The organism is Mesorhizobium sp. BR115XR7A (genome assembly GCF_020165315.1).
Classification (GTDB): domain Bacteria; phylum Pseudomonadota; class Alphaproteobacteria; order Rhizobiales; family Rhizobiaceae; genus Mesorhizobium; species Mesorhizobium australicum.
On record NZ_JAIUHW010000018.1, the window covers coordinates 24,781 to 44,022 of the forward strand.

The window sequence follows — 19,242 nt, forward strand, 5'->3', positions numbered from 1 at the left end:
CCATTAAAAAGGTGAAAAACAACGTGATGGCGAGCAGGCAAGGGCAATCAAAGGGGTTTGATCGCATGAAAATGTCATTTCTCAAGGCAGCAGTATTGGTCGTTGCGCTGTTTGGCGCATCGGCGGCAAGTCAGGCGGCCACATTGGTGGCGAACATCGACGTGTCGTCGCAGACGATGACGGTTCGTTATGGCGATTCTGTCTATAGGTGGGCCGTCTCGACCGCCCGTCCGGGCTATTTCACGCCGCGTGGCACCTACCGGCCGCAGCGCACGGCGCGGATGTGGTATTCGCGCAAATACGACATGTCGCCGATGCCGTACTCGGTGTTCTTCCGTGGCGGCTATGCCATCCATGGAACGGGCGCCGTCAGGCAGCTCGGCCGTCCGGCTTCGCATGGCTGCGTAAGGCTGCATACAGCCAATGCCGCGGCCTTCTATTCAATGGTCCGCGAAGTGGGCTTCGGCAATACACGCATCGTCGTCACCAATTAGGCAATTGGCGATTTGTTGATACAGGCTTTGTTTGCTGGCGGAGGAACTCACGTTCCCGCCAGCGGCTTGCTCATGTGTTTGAGACGGGAGCCGGCTTGGTGCGGTTTTTCCGCCGCCACTTGCTGATCTCCCACCTTTTGTGGAACCACATCCATTGGCCTGGATCCTCTCGGACCCAGCGCTCGACGACGTCGTTCAGCATCTGGGTGGTGGCGTGGACATCGACGCTGCCGTCGGCGGTACGCGGCAGCACCAACTTGTCCTCGATCTCGAGCCGGAAGCGGTTGCCCGGCAACCTGATACAACGCGCCGGATAGACGTCGCAGTCATAGTGGCGGGCAAGGGTGCCGAGCACGCGGTTGCTCTGACAGGGACGGCCGAAGAAGGTCGTGTCCAGGCCGTTGGAGAATTTCTGGTCGACGAGAACGCCGATATTGCCGCCATTCTCCAACACCCCCGCCAGCGCGAACGAGGCACCGGCCATCGAAGGCAGCAAGCCTCCCATGGTGGATCGCCTTGTCGAAAGGATGTAGTCGGCGAGGTAGGGGTTGTTGGGCGGCCGAAACAGCGCCGTGATGTTCATGCCGAAGGTCGCGGCCGCCACCGGCAGCAGCTCGAAATTGCCGAGATGGCCGGTGAAGACGATGTGCGGCTGCTTCTCGGCCGCGATCTCCACGAAATGCTCTGTTCCCTTGACCTCGATACGGCCGGACTTTCCGGCCGCTGGATCATAGTCGAACAGGGCGTCGAGGAAGATGTATTCAGCGGCAAGGCGGGCCATGTTGCCCCACATGTCGGAGGCGATGGCCCGGATTTCGTCCTCGCTCTTTTCCGGATAGGCCTTGCGCAGATTGTCGAGGGCGACCTGGTGGCGTCCGACCCTCGGACCGATGAGGCGTGCGGTGCGGTCGGCAAAATTCAGCGCGCTGTCGACCGGCAGCAGGCGCAGCAGCGACATGATGACCATCGCGAGACGCGCAACAAACCAGTAATTCACCTGGCGCAATTGTCTGCCATAGCGAAATTTCAGATCGCGGCGAAGCTTCTTGAGCACGGAAATCGAGGCTCTAGAGCATGATGCCGAAAAGTGTGAAGCGGTTTTCGGATGACATCATGCTCTATTCCTTGATTTAGAGGCGGATTCAGATTTCAGGTCAATTCGACCTGAAATCATCCGACTCTAGGCGACGCGCAGGATGATCTTGCCGAAAACGTCGCGGCCTTCCATGCGCTTCAGCGCGGCATCGATATCGTCGAAGCCGACCTCGGTGTCGATCACCGGAGCGACCTGTCCAGCGGCCATCTTCTGCATGGCGTTGGCCATGTTCTCCATCCGGCAACCGAAGGATCCGAGCAGTTTCAACTGCTGCTGGAAGAGCTGCATCAGGTTGATCTGAGTCGACACGCCGGAGGTCGAACCGCAGGTCACAAGGCGACCGCCGCGCTTCAGGCACAGCATCGAACCGGCAAAGGTGTCGGTGCCGACATGCTCGAACACCACGTCGACGCCTTTCTTCTTCGTCAGCTTGCGCACGACGCCCTCGAAACGATCGTCGCGGTAGTTGATGACATGGTCGGCGCCGAGCGCCTTGGCCTTGTCGATCTTGTCGTTCGAGCCGACCGTGGTGATGATCGTGCAGCCCATCCGTTTGGCCAGCTGGATGGCCGCCGAGCCGATGCCGGATCCGCCGGCATGGACGAGGATCGTCTCACCGGGTTCCAGCTTGGCATTGTCGAACAGCATGTGCTCGACGGTGCCGAAGGTAACGGGCGCCACCGCGGCCCCGATATCGGTCACACCGGGCGGGGCGGGGACCAGCAGGCGCGCCGGCAGGTTGATCTTCTCCTGCGCGAAACCGTCGAGATGGAAGCCGTGAACGCCCGAAACATGCTCGCACAGATTGTCGCGGCCTTCGCGGCAGGCACGACAGAGGCCGCAGGTGCGTGCGCCGTAGATCGATACCAATTGTCCGGGCAGCAGGCTGGAAACGCCGGGACCGACCGCCTCTACCTCGCCGGAGGCCTCGGCGCCGACGACCAGCGGCAGCTTGCGCTTGGCGAAGGCCATGCCGCGCCAACCCCAGACGTCGATGTGGTTCAGCGCCACCGCCTTGATGCGCAGCGTCACTTCGCCAAGCGCGGGAGGCGGCGGGGGTGGCAGGTCCACCGTTTCAAGGCGGCGGTCCTCGATAAGTTGCAGTGCGCGCATGGAGCCTGTCGGTTCTGTTAAGCGGAAAGGGCTCGCTTAGACCGGTTCCCGCGCCATGACAAGGCAAGTGTTCTGGCCGCCAAAGCCGAAGGAGTTCGACAGAACGGAGCGAACCTGCGCATCGCGCTTCTTGTTCGGCACGACGTCGAGCACGATCGCCGGGTCAGGATTGTCATAGTTGATGGTCGGAGGAATGACGCTTTCGCGCATCGTCATCAGCGAAAACGCCGCTTCGACAGCGCCCGCCGCCGACAGCGTGTGGCCGATCATCGACTTGTTGGACGAGATTGGCATCGAGCCGATGCGCTCGCCAAACACCGTCGACAGCGACAGGTGTTCCATCTTGTCGTTTTCTGGCGTCGAGGTGCCGTGTGCGTTGACATAGTCGATCTCGTCTTCGCCGAGACCCGCATCGGCAAGTGCGGCCCGGACAGCGGCAATCGCCGGCGATCCATCCGGCTTGGAGCGCGTGCGGTGGAAATCGTCTGCTTTTTCGCCACAGCCGCTGAGGATGCCGAGAACGGCGGCCCCACGGGCAAGCGCCGCCTCCAGCGATTCCAGCACCAGGGCGCCGGATCCCTCGGCCAAAACGAAGCCGTCACGGTCCTTGGAAAACGGCTTGGAAGCCTTTTCCGGATTGTCGTTGTGGGTGGAGAGCGCCGACAGCAGCGAGAAGCGGATCAGCGCCTCGGCGGTCGCCGAGCCGTCGGCGCCGATCGACAGCGCGCGGTCGCATTCGCCACGGCGGATCGCCTCGACGCCGAGCTGGATGGCGGTGGCGCCGGAGGCGCAAGCCGTCGAGAGCGTGATCGGCAGGCCACGCGTGCCGAACCGGTTGGCTAGCCGGTCGGCGATCGAGCCGAACTGGGTGGTTTCGAAGAGATCGAGTTCCTTCAGGCCGCGCGCCACGCGCAGCAGCCTTTCGGCGCCGGAATCCTGCTTGTCGGAATTGTAGAGCGAAAAGCGATCGTGCCAGTCGAGTTCGACCGGCGGCGAGGCGAGGAAGAGAGGGCCTCCGAAATCGCCGGAATTCAGGCCGGCTTCGCCAACAGCCTCCTGAGCCGCGGTTTCCGCCAGTTCATAGGTGAGAAGGCTTGCTCCCTTGGAGCTCGACGGCAGAAAATCGACCATGCCGGAGATCCGTGTGTTGAGGTGATCGACCGGAAAGCGGGTGATCGGGTGGATGCCCGACTTGCCCGAGGTCAGCGCGGCCCAATTGTCTGATTTGCCGACGCCGAGCGAGGTCACCACACCGATACCAGTGACGGCAACCACGGGCCTGCCCATGTGATCTCTGAAATTGGCCATCCGGGAGCCCTCTTATCTCTGCAGTGCGTTCGCCAGACGCCGCCTCAAGCGGCGTTGACCAGCGCCATGCCCTCGAATTGGTGATAGCCGATCGCCGTTGCAAGGACGCTCGCGGGAATGCCTTCAAACGGCTTTTCGGCCGTGGCGTCAAAGACAGGGTAGGCGGCCTTGCGGTCGACCGCGAGTGCCGCCAGCGCTACGGCGAAGGGAAACTGCGCTTCCTTCATGTGCCCGGTCAACGTTGTAAAACCGCGCGCCGATATCGCCGGATTGGCGTCGAGCGCCGCCTTTTCGGCCGATGTTGCCGCATGCGCGCCCGATGCTCCCGACATGGCGAGCAGCTTGCCGTTCAGCGGCAGCGCCTGTTTGAGCAGGAGAGCGATCTCGGCGTCGAGTTCTCCGCGCGCGCGCCTGGCGCGGCCGGAGACGACGGGGCCGAGTTCAGCGTAGATCTTGCGTCCGCGGCTTGCCGCGTGTTCGCGCTGCTCAAGCACCAGGAAGGCACCGCCGGAACCTGAGACCACGCCGCCGCCCTCGGCGCCCTGCCTTTGCCAGACGGGCTTCCACGGGCCGCGATGCAGGTAACCGGCCAGCTCGTAGCCGAGCAGCATGTCGGAATGTTCCGTCTGGAAGGCGCCGCCGACCAGGATGTGCGTCGACTGGCCGGAGCGAATGCGCGCGGCTGCCGTCTCGACGGCGGCGACGCCAGCGCCTTCCTCGCCCATGAAGGTCCTGGACGAGCCGGTCACCTTGTGGACGATGGAGATGTTGCCGGCGAGCAGATTGGAAAGCTGCGCCAGGAAAAGCGTCGGTCGCAATTCGGTGGTCAGCTTCTCGTTGAGCAGCACGTCGCGGTCGTTGCGGTTTTCCGAAGCGGCTAGAATGTCGGCGTCGACCGCTTCGTCGCGCTCGCCGCCGCCGGCCGCCACAACCATGTCCATGGTGGTGCAGAGTTCGTCATTGCCCTTGATGCCGGCGTCGTCGAGCGCGAGGCCCGCTGCATAGGTGCCGAGCCTCTGCCATGTCTCCATCTGCCGCTGATCGCCGCGCTTGGCGATCTGCAGGTTCCAGTCGATCTCGGGCAGTGGATGAACCGTGTAGGGCGCGAAGCGCCCGGCCTCGAGCACCGGCTCCCGGCCCGGTTGCGCCAGCTTTTGCCAATGGGCGTCAGGACCTTCCCCCAGCGAGGAAACAAGGCCGATACCTGTGATGACGACGTCGTGGGGGCTGCTCATGAGCGGCTTTGTGGGTCAGGTGACGGAGCGCGTCAAGTCACGCGCCCTGATGACCTCAGGCGGTCTTGGCGGCAACCAGCGCGTCGATCTTGGCGCACAGGTTCTTCATGACGAAGTAATCGTCGGTCGAAGCCTTGCCGTCATTGACTTCCTGGGTCCACTTTTCCAGCGGCACCTTGATGCCGAATTCCTTGTCGATGGCGAACACGATGTCCAGGAAGTCGAGGCTGTCGATGCCGAGATCGTCAATGGTGTGGCTCTCGGGCGTGATGGTGTCGATATCGATCTCGCTGGTGTCGGCAATGATCTTGGCGACTTTGTCGAACGTTGTAGACAAGGGGCTTTTCCTTCTTTGCGGGCGGAATCTGTCCGCATTCGTTTGGGCGCTGTCTAATCGGTTTTTCCCGGCAGGAAAAGGCCTGTTAAGCCGGGTGCAGATGGGTAGGATGCCCAGGAAACGCAAGAAGGGCCGCCGGTCGACCCGGTGGCCCTTCCGTTGACGCTACGTAAGCTCAGCTGTCGCGGAGCTTGACCAGATCGTTCAGCAGCCCGCCCGTTCCGTTGTGGACGGTCAGCCGCTCGACCTTGCCGGCGATGGTTTCCAGAGCCTCGAGCTCCTTCAGCCGCAGCATCACCGGGTTCTCCGCCATCACCTTGGCCGTGTTGAGAAGGGAACGCGTGGCGTTCGTCTCCTCGCGGCGGCGGATGACGTTGGCCTCGGCCTGCTTTTCGGCCGAAACCACCTGGTTGAGGATCTCGCGCATCTCACCCGGCAGGATGACATCCTTGAGCGCGATATCGCTGACCTCGACCCCGATCTCGGCCATGTCGGCACGGACCTTGGCCGCCGCTTCCTCGTCGACCGTCACCTTCTTTTCGAGGATCTGGTCGAGCGTGAGCGCGCCCAGCGTCTTGCGGAACGCGTACTGCAGGGCGCGGTAGAGGGCCTCGGAGAAGTCCTTCACCGCACTCACCGCCTTGACCGGGTCGATGACCCGGTATTCGGCCGCGATGTTGACGCGGACCGTGACGCGATCCCTGGTCAGCACTTCCTGCCCGGCGACATCGAGCGACTGGCGCTTGAGGTCGACGACCTTGATCTGCACCATCCGTCCGACGTTCCAGAAGCCGTGCACGCCAGCGGCAAGCGTCCGCACAAGGACACCGTCGATGAACAGCAGCCCGGCCTGGCCGTCGACAACCGGGTGAACGGACATCAATTCCGCCTTCCGAGCCTGGCCGAGCCGGCGCATGACAGCCGGATCGATGGCAAGATCGGCCGAGGTGTCGATCACCGTCACCTTCCACGGTCCGGCATCGGTCCACAGTACCAGCTTACGGTCGGGGGCCTGCACGGAATGCAGGTTGCCGTCACGCTCGATGACGGCAACTTCCGTGCGCCCGGTGCGCACGATGGTGAAATGACGCGCGGCCACGTCCGGGAGCTTGTCGAACAACGCCTTCTCGTACGCCGAAACGAATTCCGGGCTCTTCAGATCGTGCCGGGACACCTCAAGGCTCTGGTTCCGGTTGGCGAGCCAGTGCTCACCCGGCAGCAGGACAGCCTTGATCTCTCCCTTGTAGAGAGTGAGGGCACGTTCGTTTTCCTTAACGAGGACGCGCTCGCGCCCAAGAACTGTATCGAGAATAGTCATTGTCTTACTCCTGTCGGGCATGGCCCCATGCGAGGCGTCACGTCATGCGTCGATCTTCCCTTCGTTTCTCGTTTCACTTCCAATTCCGGACACGAATGATCCGGGGACTGGTGGCATCGATGCGCGGCGGGCCTGCGGGAGCGGATCACGGGGCAGCGAAGCGGGCGCCGGAGGCGAGCCTCCCTTGCCGGCGACACTGCGCCTTGACCATCACCGCGAGCCTGGCCGCGAGCCGATGGCATCGGACCTTTCGATACGTCCTGGCCCGAAGGCCTCGGCCGTCCGTCACGTCTTCAGCATTCCAGTCCCCGGACCGTTTCAGATAACACCTGGCAGGGTGCTGGCTTATCGAGCCAATGGAGAAGGAATCGAACCTTCGACAATCAGATTATGAGTCTGATGCTCTACCAACTGAGCTATCCGTGGTGCAGACGACGGGACTCGAACCCACAACCTCCGGATTATGTCCGGCGCTCTCCCAGTTGAGCTACATCCGCGATCCCAATCCCCAAAGCGGCGCCGTATACAGGGCGGCAAAGCCGTCTGCACGGGCGGAGACGAAAGCTCCAACCGGTGTGCTCGCTTCGGTTTTCGTGACCGGGAGCGCGCCTATAGCCCCTGCGACGGGTTGTCGCAAGCGACATTGTCGTGTCGAATTCGCGGCTTCTTTCGGCGGTGGCATTTCGGCAACACTCATTGCCGCGCCCGCGTTCGGGAGCAGTGGTTCTCAGAAGGTGACGCGGCCGAGTACGCGCAAGCCGTCGCCTTGCGGCTCGACCACCACTGCTTCGCCTTCGCGCGGCGACACGCCGGTCAGCGCCACGATGTTTTCGAGATGGGTGACCAGGACCAGATTGTCGGAGCCGGAATAGGCGCGGATTTCCTTCATGATGGCGGCGATCTGCGCTGCTTTCTGCGCATCGTCACCCTTCAGGAGATCGAGCGGTGCGAACAGCTCCGGCTCGGCTTCGAAGGCGGTGCGCGCGGTGTCGAGGCAGCGGCAATAGCGGCTGGACAAAATGCGCTCGATGGGAGCCGCGCGGGCGGCAAACAGGGCGCCGATCTTGCTTGCCTGCTGCTTGCCGCGCGCCGACAGATTGACCTGGGTGGCGCAATTGCCGATGTCGAAATTGGCCGGGTCGGTGGTGCCGGTGACCATGGCGTGGCGCAGCAGCACGACATGGCCGCCATCGCGCAGCAGCGCCCAGCCGGCGTCCGTCGCGTGCGCGGCGGCGGGGACGACAAGCAGGAACAACGCCAAGGCTAACCGGATCATCGCCACCCTTCCATGCTCCCGTGTCGGGCTCCAACCATTCGCATATAAGGATTGGAAAGCAGGCACAAAGACAAGCCGGGCGTCAGCCGCGTCTCACGCCTCACTTTTGGCGAGCTGCTGCTTCACCAGATCGATCTTCTGATCGGTGAGCGGGATGGGGATCGTGTAGCCGGCTTCGGTAAAGCCCTGTTTGGCATTATCGAAGAAGGCAATCGCCTTGAGGTATTCGGGCTTGCCGCCGCGCACCGGTTCCAGCCCGCCAGCTCCGATCGGCTCGGCCGAGTGGGTTGGCGCACGCCGCACCCATGGCATCGGCAGGAAACGGATTGGTGCGGCAGGCATCGAGCAGCATGACCGGGTGCGATTGCGCAGCGACCGTGGCTCGCCTATCCCTGAAAAATGTCTCCGCTTACCGAAACCGTCCTGTTCGTCTTCAGTCTTGTCGCGCTCGGCTATCTCGCCGGGCTCACGGGCTATTTGAGACCGGCGAGCGGCGAGGGGATATCCGACTTCGCGGTCTCGGTGGCAATGCCGCTGCTCCTGTTCCAGACCATGGTGACGGCGGATTTCCATGGCGTGGCGCCCTGGCCGCTGTGGGGTGCTTATTTCACGGCGGCGGCGATCACCTGGGCCGCCGGCCATCTCGTCATCACGCGGATATTCGGGCGGGATGCCCGCGCCGGCGTTGTCGGAGGCGTCTCGTCGGCCTTCTCCAACATCGTGCTGCTCGGCGCCCCCTTCATCCTCGGCATATTCGGCCCGAGCGGCTTCGAAGTGCTGTCGCTGCTGGTCTCGGTGCATCTGCCGATCATGATGATGGCTTCGATCGTGCTGTTCGAGATGTTCGGGCGCGGCAGCGGCGAACACGTGCATCCCTTGCGCGTTATCAGAAGTTTCCTCAGGCGGCTGTTCATGAATCCGCTGATCATCGGCATTGTCCTGGGCCTGGCATGGCGGCTCAGCGGCGTGCCGCTGCCTGGTCTCGCCATGCGCCTGGTGGATGCATTGGCCGATACGGCCGGGCCGGTGGCGCTGTTTGCCATGGGGCTCAGCCTGCGCCGCTTCGGGATATCAGGCAATGTCCGGCCGGCGCTGGCGCTTTCGGCGCTCAAACTGTTCCTGATGCCGGCACTGGTTCTTGCCTTCGTCTGGCTGCTCGGCCTGCCGCCCCTGACCGCCAAGGTGGCGGTCGTGGTGGCGGCGCTGCCCTCCGGCATCAATTCCTATCTCATCGCGGTGCAGTTCAACACCGGCCAGGCGCTGGCATCGAACCAGATGACCATCGCCACGGCCTGCGCGGCGATCACCACCGCTTTCTGGCTGACGGTTGTCCTGCATGTTTTCGGGTAAGGTTGGCGACGCTGTACGCCAACGCGCTCTCGTCTTGTGCTGGTCCAACCCCTATATGCCATCTTGCGATTGCTTGCGGGGCTTTCCCTAGGTTAAGAGCAATGGCTCCAGCGCGCGGCCCTGCCTGCGCTTTACCGAAGACATCCAGATAGCGGCCCGTGAGCGCCGAACGGAGGCTAGACCATGCTTCAGAAAACCAGCCATTTCATGCGGCAGGCCAATCTCATCAACGGCGAATGGGTGCAGGCCGACAGCGGCCAGACGGTCGACGTGAACAATCCGGCTACAGGCCTCAAGATCGGCACCGTACCGAAGTCGGGCAAGGCAGAAGCTCGCCGCGCCATCGAGGCCGCCGATGAAGCTTTCAAAACCTGGCGCAAGACGACCGCGCTCGAGCGCTCGAAGCTGCTGCGCAAGCTGCATGATGCGATGATGGACAATCAGGACGTGCTGGCCGAACTGCTCACCATCGAGCAGGGCAAGTCGCTGTTCGAATCCAAGGGCGAGATCGGTTCGGCTGCCGCCTACATCCTGTGGTTCGCCGAAGAAGGCCGCCGCACTTATGGCGATGTCGTGCCCTCGCCATGGGCGGACCGCCGCATCCTGGTGACGAAAGAACCGGTCGGTGTCATCGCCGCCATCACGCCGTGGAATTTCCCGTCCTCGATGCTGGCCCGCAAGCTCGGTCCCGCACTTGCCGCGGGCTGCACCGCCGTCGTCAAGCCGGCCTCGCAGACGCCGTATTCCGGCCTTGCCTGGGGGGCGCTTGCCGAGGAAGTCGGCTTTCCCAAGGGCGTCGTCAACATCCTGACCGGCGCCGCCGGTGAGATCGGCGACGAGATTTGCGCCAATCCGCTGGTCAAGAAGATCACCTTCACCGGCTCCACCGAAGTCGGCAAGATCCTGATCCAGAAATCGTCGGTGACCGTCAAGAAGGTATCGATGGAACTCGGCGGCAACGCGCCGTTCATCGTTTTCGACGACGCCGATATCGAGCGTGCCGTGGCCGGCGCGATCACCGCCAAATATCGCAATTCCGGCCAGACCTGCGTCTGCACCAACCGCTTCCTGGTCCAGGCCGGCGTCTATGACAAGTTCGTCGAGAAACTCGCCGCGGCCAGCAACGGGCTGAAGGTCGGTTCCGGCCTGGAAGAGGGCGTCCAGCAGGGGCCGCTGATCGACGAGAAGGCGGTCGAGAAGGTCGAGGAGCTGATTGCCGACGCCACGGCGAAGGGCGGCAAGGTCGTCGCCGGGGGCAAGCGCCACGCGCTCGGCGGTTCGTTCTTCCAGCCGACGGTCATCGCCAACGCGACGCCGAAAATGCGCTTTATGAAGGAAGAGATTTTTGGGCCGGTCGCTCCCGTGTTCAAGTTCGAGACCGAGGAAGAGGCCGTGGCACTCGCCAACGACACGGAGTTCGGCCTTGCCTGCTACTTCTACACCGGCGATCTCGGCCGCGCCTTCCGGGTCATGGAAGGCCTGAAATACGGCATGGTCGGCGTCAATGAAGGGCTGATCACCACACCTGAAGCACCGTTCGGCGGCGTCAAGGAATCCGGACTTGGCAAGGAGGGCGGACATCAGGGCATCGAGGATTACCTCGATACCAAATATGTGTGCATCGGCGGCCTCGGCCTCTGATAGGCTAGTCCTGTGGCAGGCTCGTAAACCTGCCTCGAGGCTGAAGAACCAGCCGAAGTCCTTTGGATCCACTGACGTTTGCGGGCATGATGATGAAGGACGGCGAGGTTTTCGGCACGACGCAGGCAGGCGAACCGGTCCGCCGCTTCACGATCAGGGGCGGCGGCCTCACCGCCAACATCATCGGGCTCGGCGCCATCGTCCAGGACCTGCGCCTGGCCGGGCATGATGCGCCGCTGGTTCTCGGCTACAGCACTCTGGAAGCGTATGAGACCGATACCGGCTTCTTCGGGGCGGTGGTTGGGCGCTACGCCAACCGCATCGGCGACGCTCGTTTCACAATTGGCGGCAACCGCTATCAGACCGAGCGCAACTTCCTGGACAAGCATACGCTGCATGGCGGCTCGCAAGGCTATTCCCACCGGCCATGGACGGTTTCGCTGCATGGCAGGGACTTCGTCACGCTGACGCTGCATGATCCCGATGGCGCGATGGGCTTTCCCGGAGCGCTCGACGTTACCTGCACCTACCGGCTGAAAATTCCCGGCACGCTCAGCGTCGAACTGACGGCGACCTGCGAGGAGCCGACGCCGTGCAATCTCACCCAGCATTCCTATTTCAATCTCGACGATGGCGGCACCGGCGACATTCTCGACCATCGGATGATGCTGAACGCCGGCGCCTATCTGCCTGTCGACGGCGACATGATCCCGACCGGGGTGGTCAAGCCGGTCGACGGCACGCCTTTCGATTTTCGCCAGGCGCGGCCGCTGCGCATGGAGACCGAGGGCGAACAGTTATCCTACGACCAGAATTTCTGCCTGGCCGCGGCGCGCGGTCCGCTCAAGGAGGCAGCTTGGGTGCAAGGGGCGAGTTCCGGCGTCGAGATGGAAGTCTGGACCACCGAGCCCGGCGTCCAGCTTTATACCGGGCAATATGTGACGCCACGCACCGGCCTTGAAGGGCGGAACTACAAGGCCTTCAGCGGCTTCTGTCTGGAGCCGCAGATATGGCCCGACGCGCCGAACCGGCCCTATTTCCCGCAGGCGACGCTATGGCCTGGCGCGATCTACCACCATGTGACGGAATATCGCTTCCGGCAGGGCTAACTTTTTCAGGACTGGCCGAACGCCGCCCGTAGCGTCTCGAACGGCGCCAGCGCGCCGCGGACCTGCACGACGGCGGCGGCGACGCGGTGCGCACGCTGGACAGCGTCCGCCGGGGCAATCCCGCCAAGCCGTGCGGCGAGATAGCCGCCGTTGAAGGAATCGCCGGCACCTGTCGTGTCCACGGGCGCAGCCACGTGGATTGCGGCGACCTCCCGCAGCGCTCCACCCTTGCCGATCAATGCCGGTGCCTCGCCGTTCTTGACCACGACCTCCTTGACCAATTGCCCGAGGCGCTCGGCGGTCGCCTGCGGTGTGTCATCGCCGAACAGCATCCGCTCGTCCGGAAACGTCGGCAGCGCGATGTCGGTAATTGCAAGCGCCCCGGCAATCGCTGCTTGCGCGTCCTCGCGGTTGCGCCAGAGCCGTGGCCGATAGTTGGGATCGAAGGCAATCAGCGAGCCCGCCGCACGCGCCTTTGCCACCGCGGTCAGCAGCGTCTTGCGCGCGGCCTCATCGAGAATTGCCAAAGTGATTCCGGAAAAGTACACAAGCGACTGATTTTCCAGGTTTTTGCCCAGTGCCGCCGGGTCCGACGCGAGCTGCTTGGCGGCGGCGTCGTCGCGCCAGTAGGTGAAGGAGCGCTCGGCGCCGGTCAGCGTGATGGCATAGAGGCCGGGGCGCGCGCCCGGTATGACCGGACTGGAGCCGATGCCGATGCCGTTTTCGGCGAAGAAGTCGATCTGGCCCTGCGAGAAAGGGTCGTCGCCGAAGGCCGAGACGTAGGTTGCCGGCCGGTCAGCGCTTAGTGCATGCAGCGCCCACAGCGTGTTGAACGTGTCGCCGGCAAAGCCCATGCGCCAGTTCGGCCCGGTCTGGCCCGACAGTTCCAGCATGCATTCGCCGATCGAGGCGACGCCGTTTCCCACCATCTGCAATCCTCCAGTGCTTTCGGTGCTGTAGCTTTTTGCCGGACGCAGCGCCATGCTTGGCAAGCAGGCTTTTTTCCGCCACAGCGTTTTCCCACAGGCCGGCGGGATGCGATCCGCCCGGCAGGACGTTATCTGCGAAAGAGGAACCGGTTTGGCATCGTTATGGCGTTATCTCCTGGCAGGTCTTGGTCTAGCTGCTTTGCTGGTCGGCGTTCTCGCGGCCGTCTATCTGACCGCGCCGCATTCGGCACAGCCCGTCGGCCCGGATGTCTCGCGGACGAAAAAAACCGACAACGGGCTGTACGTAGCGAGTTTCGTGCCGGAACGGGGCGTCGTGCGGCAGGGCGAACTGGAATCCTGGCTGCTGACGCTGAAGACAAAGACGGGGGCCTCCGTAGAGCGAGCCGCGATTGCCATCTCCGGCGGCATGCCGCAACACAATCACGGTCTGCCGACCAGCCCGCAGGCGACCGACTATCTAGGCGAGGGGCGCTACCGCATCGAAGGGGTGAAATTCACCATGAGCGGCTGGTGGCAACTGCGTTTCGCCATATCGTCCGGCGCGGGCTCTGACACTGTGCTGTTCAACGTGGTGCTGTGAGCGGTCGATGAGGCGCTTTTTCTGGTTTTTGGCACTGACGGTGGCAGCCATCCTTGCCGGTTGCGGCAAGCCGGATTTTTCCGATGCCGAGAAGAAGACGATTGCATCGCTCGCGCTGAATACGCTGCCGGCACTGAAGCCTGATACCACCAACCGCTTCGCCGATGAGCCGGCCGCGGCGGCGCTCGGCTCGACGCTGTTCTTCGACGTCGGGATGAGCCGCGACGGTACGGTGTCCTGCTCGACCTGCCACAAGATCGACCGGCAGTTCCAGGACGACCTGCCGCAGGCGGTCGGAGTCGGCCACACCAACCGGCGCACCATGCCGCTGGCCGGCGTGGCGCGCGACCCCTGGTTCTTCTGGGATGGACGGCGCGACAGCCTGTGGGCGCAGGCGCTGACACCGCTCGAAAACCCGTTGGAACAGGCGGGAAACCGTGCTGCCTACGCGCATTACATGAAGGCGCGTTTCGGCGAACGCTATGAGCGCATCTTCGGGCCATTGCCTGATTTGTCCAGCATTCCGCCAAATGCCAGCCCGCTTGGAAGCGATGCCGAAAAAACCGCCTGGAACGCGATGAGCGATGCGCAGCGCGACGCAATCAACGGCGTCTATGCCAATATCGGCAAGGCGATCGCCGCTTTCGAACGCTCGATTGAGCCGGCACCGACACGCTTCGACCGCTTTGCGCTGGACCTTGCGACAGGCGCCGAGCCGAAAGGCGATGCCGTCTTTTCCACGGAGGAAATCCTTGGGTTGAAACTGTTCGTCGGCAAGGCCAATTGCGTGACCTGCCACAACGGCCCGCGCTTCAGCGACAACGGTTTTCACAACACGGGTGTACCGCCTGCTGCCGGCCTGCCGGCGGATCGTGGGCGCGTCGATGCGGTGGCCCAAGTCGAGGCCGACCCGTTCAACTGCTTCGGCGCCTATCGCGATGGCGAGGCCAGTGCCTGCGGCGAGCTGCGCTTCATGGTCAAGGATGCGCCAGAACTTGTGCGCGCCTACAAGACGCCGTCACTGCGCGGTGCGGCGACGCGGCCGCCTTACATGCACGCCGGGCAGTTTTCATCGCTCGACGAGGTCGTCGCTCACTATGCCAAGGCTGCGCCAAGCGTCGAGGGCAGTTCTGAAATTCACCCGCTGGAGCTCTCGGACCGCGAGCGCGCCGCACTGGTGGCGTTCCTGAAGACGCTATCGGAATAGGTTACCTGTCCTTGACCGTCTCCATCGCCACGAAGGTCGAGGTCTGGGCGACGTGGGGCAGGGCGGAGATGCGCTCACCGAGCACGCGGCGATAGGCGGCGATGTCCTTCGTGCGGACCTTCAGGAGATAGTCGAAGCTCGACGCCATCATGTGGCACTGCTCGATTTCCGGCACGGCTTGTACGGAGCGGTTGAAGGCATCGAGCGCGGCGGATCGGGTGTCCGATAATTTCACCTGCACGAAGGCGACATGGCCTTCGCCCATGCGTTCGCGGTCGATGATCGCCTGGTATCCCCTGATATAGCCGTCCTTCTCCAGCCGCTTCACCCGCGCCTGCACCGGTGTCTTCGACAGGCCGACCTTGACCGCCAGTTCCGACATGGAAAGCCGGCCATTGCCGGCCAGTGCCGACAGGATGTTCCTGTCGATGCGGTCCAATTGATCTTCTGTCATCGAAACTGCAGCCCGAATGAGCAATTTTTCGGCAACATGATAGATCAATTGAGCTGCCCTGTCGATTTTTTCAGACCGCCTGAAATCTGGCACTTGTGCTAGCTTGCGCCATTCGGTCCGGTGACCGCCGGCCCGTTCCCTTGTGCTTGCTCATAGGACCGCCATGCCGCTCGACGCCATCCGCCAGCAGATCCGCGCCAATTATTTGCCCGACGAAGACGCAGCGGTTAAGCGATTAGCCGAGGCGGCCGGGCTTTCGGCCGGAGACCGTAAGGCGATCTCGGCGCGTGCGGCCGACCTGGTGCGGGCGGTGCGCGGTTCGTCCGATCCCCGGCTGATGGAAGTCTTCCTCTCGGCCTACGGCCTCTCCACCAAGGAAGGCGTGGCGCTGATGTGCCTGGCCGAGGCGCTGCTGCGCGTACCCGACACAGAGACGATGGACGATCTCATCGCCGATAAGATCGCGCCGCACGACTGGTCGGCGCATTCGGGCGGTTCGAGTTCGATCTTCGTCAACGCCTCGACCTGGGCGCTGATGCTAACCGGCCGCGTGCTCGATGAAGGTGAGGGCGGTATCGAAGGCACGCTGCGTTCGATGGTGCGCCGGCTGGGCGAACCGGTCATCCGCAAGGCAGTGGCCGCAGCCATGCGGGAGATGGGCGAGCAGTTCGTGCTTGGCCGCACGATCGCGGAAGCCGTCAAGCGCGGCCGGCCAATGACGCAGAAGGGTTACCTCTACTCCTTCGACATGCTGGGCGAGGCGGCCCGCACCGAGGCGGACGCGCTGCGCTATCACAAGGCCTATGCCGACGCCATTTCCTCGCTCGATGCTGGCTCGAACGGGCCAGATATCCGCCAGAACCATGGCATCTCCGTCAAGCTTTCGGCACTGCATCCACGCTACGAAGAAGCGCAAAAGGAAGAGATGCTGCCTGTGATGGCCGAGCGGCTGTTGTCGCTGGCCCTGGCCGCACGGCATTCGCGGATGGGGCTCAACATCGACGCCGAGGAGGCGGATCGTCTCGACCTGTCGCTCGACGTGATCGAGCGGGTGCTGGCCGAGCCGGAACTCGCCGGCTGGAACGGCTTTGGCGTCGTCGTGCAGGCCTATGGTCCGCGCGCGGCTTTCACCATCGATTGGCTCTATGCCCTGGCCAACAAGCATAATCGCAACATCATGGTCCGGCTGGTCAAGGGTGCCTATTGGGACACGGAGATCAAGCGGGCGCAGACACTCGGGCTTGCCGGTTATCCCGTGTTCACGCGCAAGGCCAACACCGACGTCTCCTACATGGCTTGCGCGAAAAAGCTGCTTGGCATGACCGACCGCATCTATCCGCAGTTCGCCACCCATAACGCGCACACCGTCGCCGCCATCCTGTCGATGGCTGACAGTCGCGACACCTTCGAATTCCAGCGCCTGCATGGCATGGGCGAGGCTTTGCACGAAACGGTGCGCAAGGCCGAAGGCACGCGTTGCCGTATCTATGCGCCGGTCGGCGCGCATTCGGACCTGCTGGCCTATCTGGTCCGCCGGCTCCTGGAAAACGGCGCCAACTCCTCCTTCGTGCACCAATTGACCGACGAGGAGGTCGAGCCGGAGGATATCGCACGCGATCCGCTGGAAACGGTTGAAAGCCAGGGTCCCGCCGCCAATCCGACGATTGCCCGGCCTTCCCAGATCTTTGGGATCGGGCGCCGCAACTCGAAGGGATTCGACATCACCGACACGGTGACGCTGGCGGCAATCGAGCAGGCCAGAGCGGCATTTGCGGGTCCCGATCGCTGGCACGCCAAGCCGATCACGCGCGCCGCCGGCTACGGCAAGCAGCGCCCGATCCTCAATCCGGCAAAGCCTTCCGAGGTGGTCGGCACGGTTCACGAGGCCGCCGCCAAGCAGGTCGCAACCGCCGTGCGCATCGCTGTCGAGGCGCAGCCGGCGTGGGCAAAACGCCCGGTCGCCGAGCGTGCCGCTATGCTCAACCGTGCCGCCGATCTTTACGAGGCCAATGCCGTCGAGTTCTTCGCGCTCGCCACGCGCGAGGCCGGCAAATCGCTGGCCGACGGCGTCGCCGAAGTGCGCGAGGCGGTCGACTTCCTGCGCTATTACGCCACCGAGGCGGCGAACGCCGAAATGGGCACGCAAGCGCGCGGCGCCATCGTCTGCATCTCGCCGTGGAATTTCCCGCTCGCCATCTTCACCGGCCAGATCGCGGCAGCACTTGTCACTGGCAATTCAGTGATCGCCAAGCCAGCCGAGCAGACCCCGCTGATCGCCTTCCGCGCCGTCGAGATGCTGCGCGAGGCCGGCGTGCCGGAAGACGTCATCCAACTCCTGCCCGGGGACGGCCCGTCGGTCGGTGGTCCGCTGACAGCGGACCCGCGTATTGCCGGCGTCTGCTTCACCGGCTCGACCGAGGTCGCCAAGCTGATCGAAAAGCAATTGGCCGAGACCGCGGCGCCGGACGCCATGCTGATCGCCGAGACCGGCGGCCTCAATGCCATGATCGTCGATTCCACGGCACTTCCTGAGCAGGCGGTGCGTGACATCCTCGCGTCGGCCTTCCAGAGTGCCGGCCAGCGCTGCTCGGCGTTGCGCGTGCTCTATGTCCAGAAAGACGTCGAGAAGAAGATGCTGGAGATGCTGAAAGGCGCCATGGAGGCGCTCAACGTCGGGGATCCCTGGCGGATTTCGACCGATGTCGGTCCGGTGATCGACGATGACGCGCAAAGTTCGATCCGCGATTATTGCACGACGATGGGCCTGCAGGGCCGGCTGATCGCTAAACTTGAGGCGCCCAAGGATGGCCGCTTCGTCGCGCCGCATGTCTTCCGGGTCAAGGGCATCGAGGAGATGGAGCGCGAAGTGTTCGGTCCGGTGCTGCACGTCGCGACCTTCGACGCCGACCAGATCGACAGCGTCATCGCCGCCATCAACCGCAAGGGCTACGGCCTGACCTTCGGCCTGCACACCCGTATCGAGGGCCGGGTGCAGCATTTCGTCGACGGCATCCATGCCGGCAACATCTATGTCAACCGCAACCAGATCGGCGCTGTCGTCGGTTCGCAGCCATTTGGCGGCGAGGGCCTGTCCGGCACCGGGCCAAAGGCCGGCGGGCCGCACTATCTCAGGCGTTTCCGCAAAGGGCCTGAAGCGGGCACGGAAGTCGGCGAAGGCCATAAGGTGACGGCGACCGAACTGGCCGACAATCTGCCCGATCCCGCTCTCGGCGGCTGGTCGACGCGGCCGGACCGGGTCGCCATCCTCAGGAAGCATCTTCGCGGCAAGGGCGCGGCCGCGATCGGTGCCGCCGCCAGCATTGATTTCGGCCAGGTCGATCTGCCCGGGCCGACCGGCGAGGCCAACACGCTGTCGCTGTCGCCGCGCGGCCGGGTGCTGTGCTTGGGGCCGGACGGCGACACGCTGCTGGCGCAGACCATCCAGGCGCTCGCCGCCGGCAATGCGGTGCTGGCTGTTGCGCCGGGTGCACCGGCGGCGCTCTCGGCATTGACCGGCAAAGGCCTGCCGCTGGCGGCCATCGACGGCCGCCCCGATCCTGTCGAGGCGCGCTCGCTGCGCGTCGATGTGGTTGCTTTTTCAGGCACGCCCGAGGCGGCGCGCATCGTGCGCAAGGTCATCGCCGAGCGCAGCGGGCCGATCGTCCCGCTGGTCAGCGAGGTGCTTTATCCGGCGGCTTATGCGCATGAGCGGGCGGTCTGCGTCGACACGACCGCCGCGGGTGGCAATGCCAGCCTCTTGGCCGCCGCATAGGT

General features: G+C 63.8%; 17 protein-coding genes and 2 tRNA genes. 7 read left to right on the plus strand and 12 right to left on the minus strand.

Annotated features, from left to right (window positions below; genetic code table 11):
* Positions 1 to 65 precede the first annotated feature (65 nt).
* Complete coding sequence (locus LB557_RS28620; protein WP_140714882.1) at positions 66 to 494, plus strand: L,D-transpeptidase; 429 nt, start codon at positions 66 to 68, stop codon at positions 492 to 494.
* 70 nt (positions 495 to 564) lie between these two features.
* Here the strand turns inward: LB557_RS28620 and LB557_RS28625 are convergent, their stop codons facing one another.
* The 10 genes from LB557_RS28625 to LB557_RS28670 form a co-directional block, all read right to left on the minus strand.
* Positions 565 to 1,548, minus strand: coding sequence for a lipid A biosynthesis lauroyl acyltransferase (locus LB557_RS28625; RefSeq protein ID WP_181171093.1), 984 nt, complete (start codon positions 1,546 to 1,548; stop codon positions 565 to 567).
* A gap of 126 nt (positions 1,549 to 1,674) precedes the next feature.
* Positions 1,675 to 2,703 carry a zinc-binding dehydrogenase gene (locus LB557_RS28630; RefSeq protein ID WP_224643311.1) on the minus strand — a complete coding sequence of 343 codons (1,029 nt, stop codon included), beginning with the start codon at positions 2,701 to 2,703 and terminating at the stop codon, positions 1,675 to 1,677.
* Positions 2,704 to 2,739: 36 nt separating this feature from the next.
* Complete coding sequence (locus LB557_RS28635; protein WP_224643310.1) at positions 2,740 to 4,011, minus strand: beta-ketoacyl-ACP synthase; 1,272 nt, start codon at positions 4,009 to 4,011, stop codon at positions 2,740 to 2,742.
* A gap of 44 nt (positions 4,012 to 4,055) precedes the next feature.
* The gene (locus LB557_RS28640) at positions 4,056 to 5,246 is read right to left on the minus strand and encodes a beta-ketoacyl-ACP synthase (RefSeq protein ID WP_224643309.1); all 1,191 of its coding nucleotides are present in this window, start codon (positions 5,244 to 5,246) and stop codon (positions 4,056 to 4,058) included.
* Between the two features lie 55 nt (positions 5,247 to 5,301).
* Entirely contained in the window at positions 5,302 to 5,583 is a 282-nt protein-coding gene (locus LB557_RS28645; RefSeq protein ID WP_010909964.1) for an acyl carrier protein, read from the minus strand.
* Between the two features lie 175 nt (positions 5,584 to 5,758).
* A complete protein-coding gene (locus tag LB557_RS28650) occupies positions 5,759 to 6,901 on the minus strand; it encodes a slipin family protein (RefSeq protein WP_224643308.1) in 1,143 nt (380 codons plus the stop codon).
* Positions 6,902 to 7,258: 357 nt separating this feature from the next.
* Positions 7,259 to 7,323: transfer RNA gene (locus LB557_RS28655), tRNA-Met, on the minus strand.
* Between the two features lies 1 nt (position 7,324).
* Positions 7,325 to 7,398 (minus strand) — tRNA-Tyr (locus tag LB557_RS28660).
* 230 nt (positions 7,399 to 7,628) lie between these two features.
* The gene (locus tag LB557_RS28665; RefSeq protein ID WP_015317470.1) at positions 7,629 to 8,177 is read right to left on the minus strand and encodes a histidine phosphatase family protein; all 549 of its coding nucleotides are present in this window, start codon (positions 8,175 to 8,177) and stop codon (positions 7,629 to 7,631) included.
* A gap of 93 nt (positions 8,178 to 8,270) precedes the next feature.
* Positions 8,271 to 8,519 (minus strand): hypothetical protein, encoded by a 249-nt coding sequence (locus LB557_RS28670; RefSeq protein ID WP_140873571.1) that lies wholly within the window; start codon positions 8,517 to 8,519, stop codon positions 8,271 to 8,273.
* A 57-nt stretch (positions 8,520 to 8,576) separates the two neighbouring features.
* Here LB557_RS28670 and LB557_RS28675 point away from each other — a divergent pair, with 57 nt between their 5' ends.
* From LB557_RS28675 to LB557_RS28685, 3 genes are all read left to right on the plus strand, one after another.
* Positions 8,577 to 9,527: an AEC family transporter gene (locus LB557_RS28675; protein ID WP_140873573.1), complete on the plus strand. Its 951-nt coding sequence runs from the start codon at positions 8,577 to 8,579 to the stop codon at positions 9,525 to 9,527.
* 183 nt (positions 9,528 to 9,710) lie between these two features.
* Positions 9,711 to 11,168, plus strand: coding sequence for an NAD-dependent succinate-semialdehyde dehydrogenase (locus LB557_RS28680; protein WP_224643307.1), 1,458 nt, complete (start codon positions 9,711 to 9,713; stop codon positions 11,166 to 11,168).
* 86 nt (positions 11,169 to 11,254) lie between these two features.
* Positions 11,255 to 12,277, plus strand: coding sequence for an aldose epimerase family protein (locus LB557_RS28685; protein ID WP_224643314.1), 1,023 nt, complete (start codon positions 11,255 to 11,257; stop codon positions 12,275 to 12,277).
* 5 nt (positions 12,278 to 12,282) lie between these two features.
* Here the strand turns inward: LB557_RS28685 and LB557_RS28690 are convergent, their stop codons facing one another.
* Entirely contained in the window at positions 12,283 to 13,206 is a 924-nt protein-coding gene (locus LB557_RS28690; protein WP_224643306.1) for a sugar kinase, read from the minus strand.
* Between the two features lie 151 nt (positions 13,207 to 13,357).
* Between LB557_RS28690 and LB557_RS28695 the strand changes: the two genes are divergently transcribed.
* Together LB557_RS28695 and LB557_RS28700 are read left to right on the plus strand one after the other, a co-directional pair.
* Entirely contained in the window at positions 13,358 to 13,807 is a 450-nt protein-coding gene (locus tag LB557_RS28695; protein ID WP_023791673.1) for a FixH family protein, read from the plus strand.
* 7 nt (positions 13,808 to 13,814) lie between these two features.
* The gene (locus LB557_RS28700; protein ID WP_224643305.1) at positions 13,815 to 15,014 is read left to right on the plus strand and encodes a cytochrome-c peroxidase; all 1,200 of its coding nucleotides are present in this window, start codon (positions 13,815 to 13,817) and stop codon (positions 15,012 to 15,014) included.
* Between the two features lies 1 nt (position 15,015).
* Here LB557_RS28700 and LB557_RS28705 read toward each other — a convergent pair whose 3' ends face one another.
* Positions 15,016 to 15,468 (minus strand): Lrp/AsnC family transcriptional regulator, encoded by a 453-nt coding sequence (locus tag LB557_RS28705; protein WP_015317477.1) that lies wholly within the window; start codon positions 15,466 to 15,468, stop codon positions 15,016 to 15,018.
* Between the two features lie 163 nt (positions 15,469 to 15,631).
* Between LB557_RS28705 and putA the strand changes: the two genes are divergently transcribed.
* Positions 15,632 to 19,240: a bifunctional proline dehydrogenase/L-glutamate gamma-semialdehyde dehydrogenase PutA gene (putA, locus tag LB557_RS28710; RefSeq protein ID WP_224643304.1), complete on the plus strand. Its 3,609-nt coding sequence runs from the start codon at positions 15,632 to 15,634 to the stop codon at positions 19,238 to 19,240.
* Positions 19,241 to 19,242 lie beyond the last annotated feature (2 nt).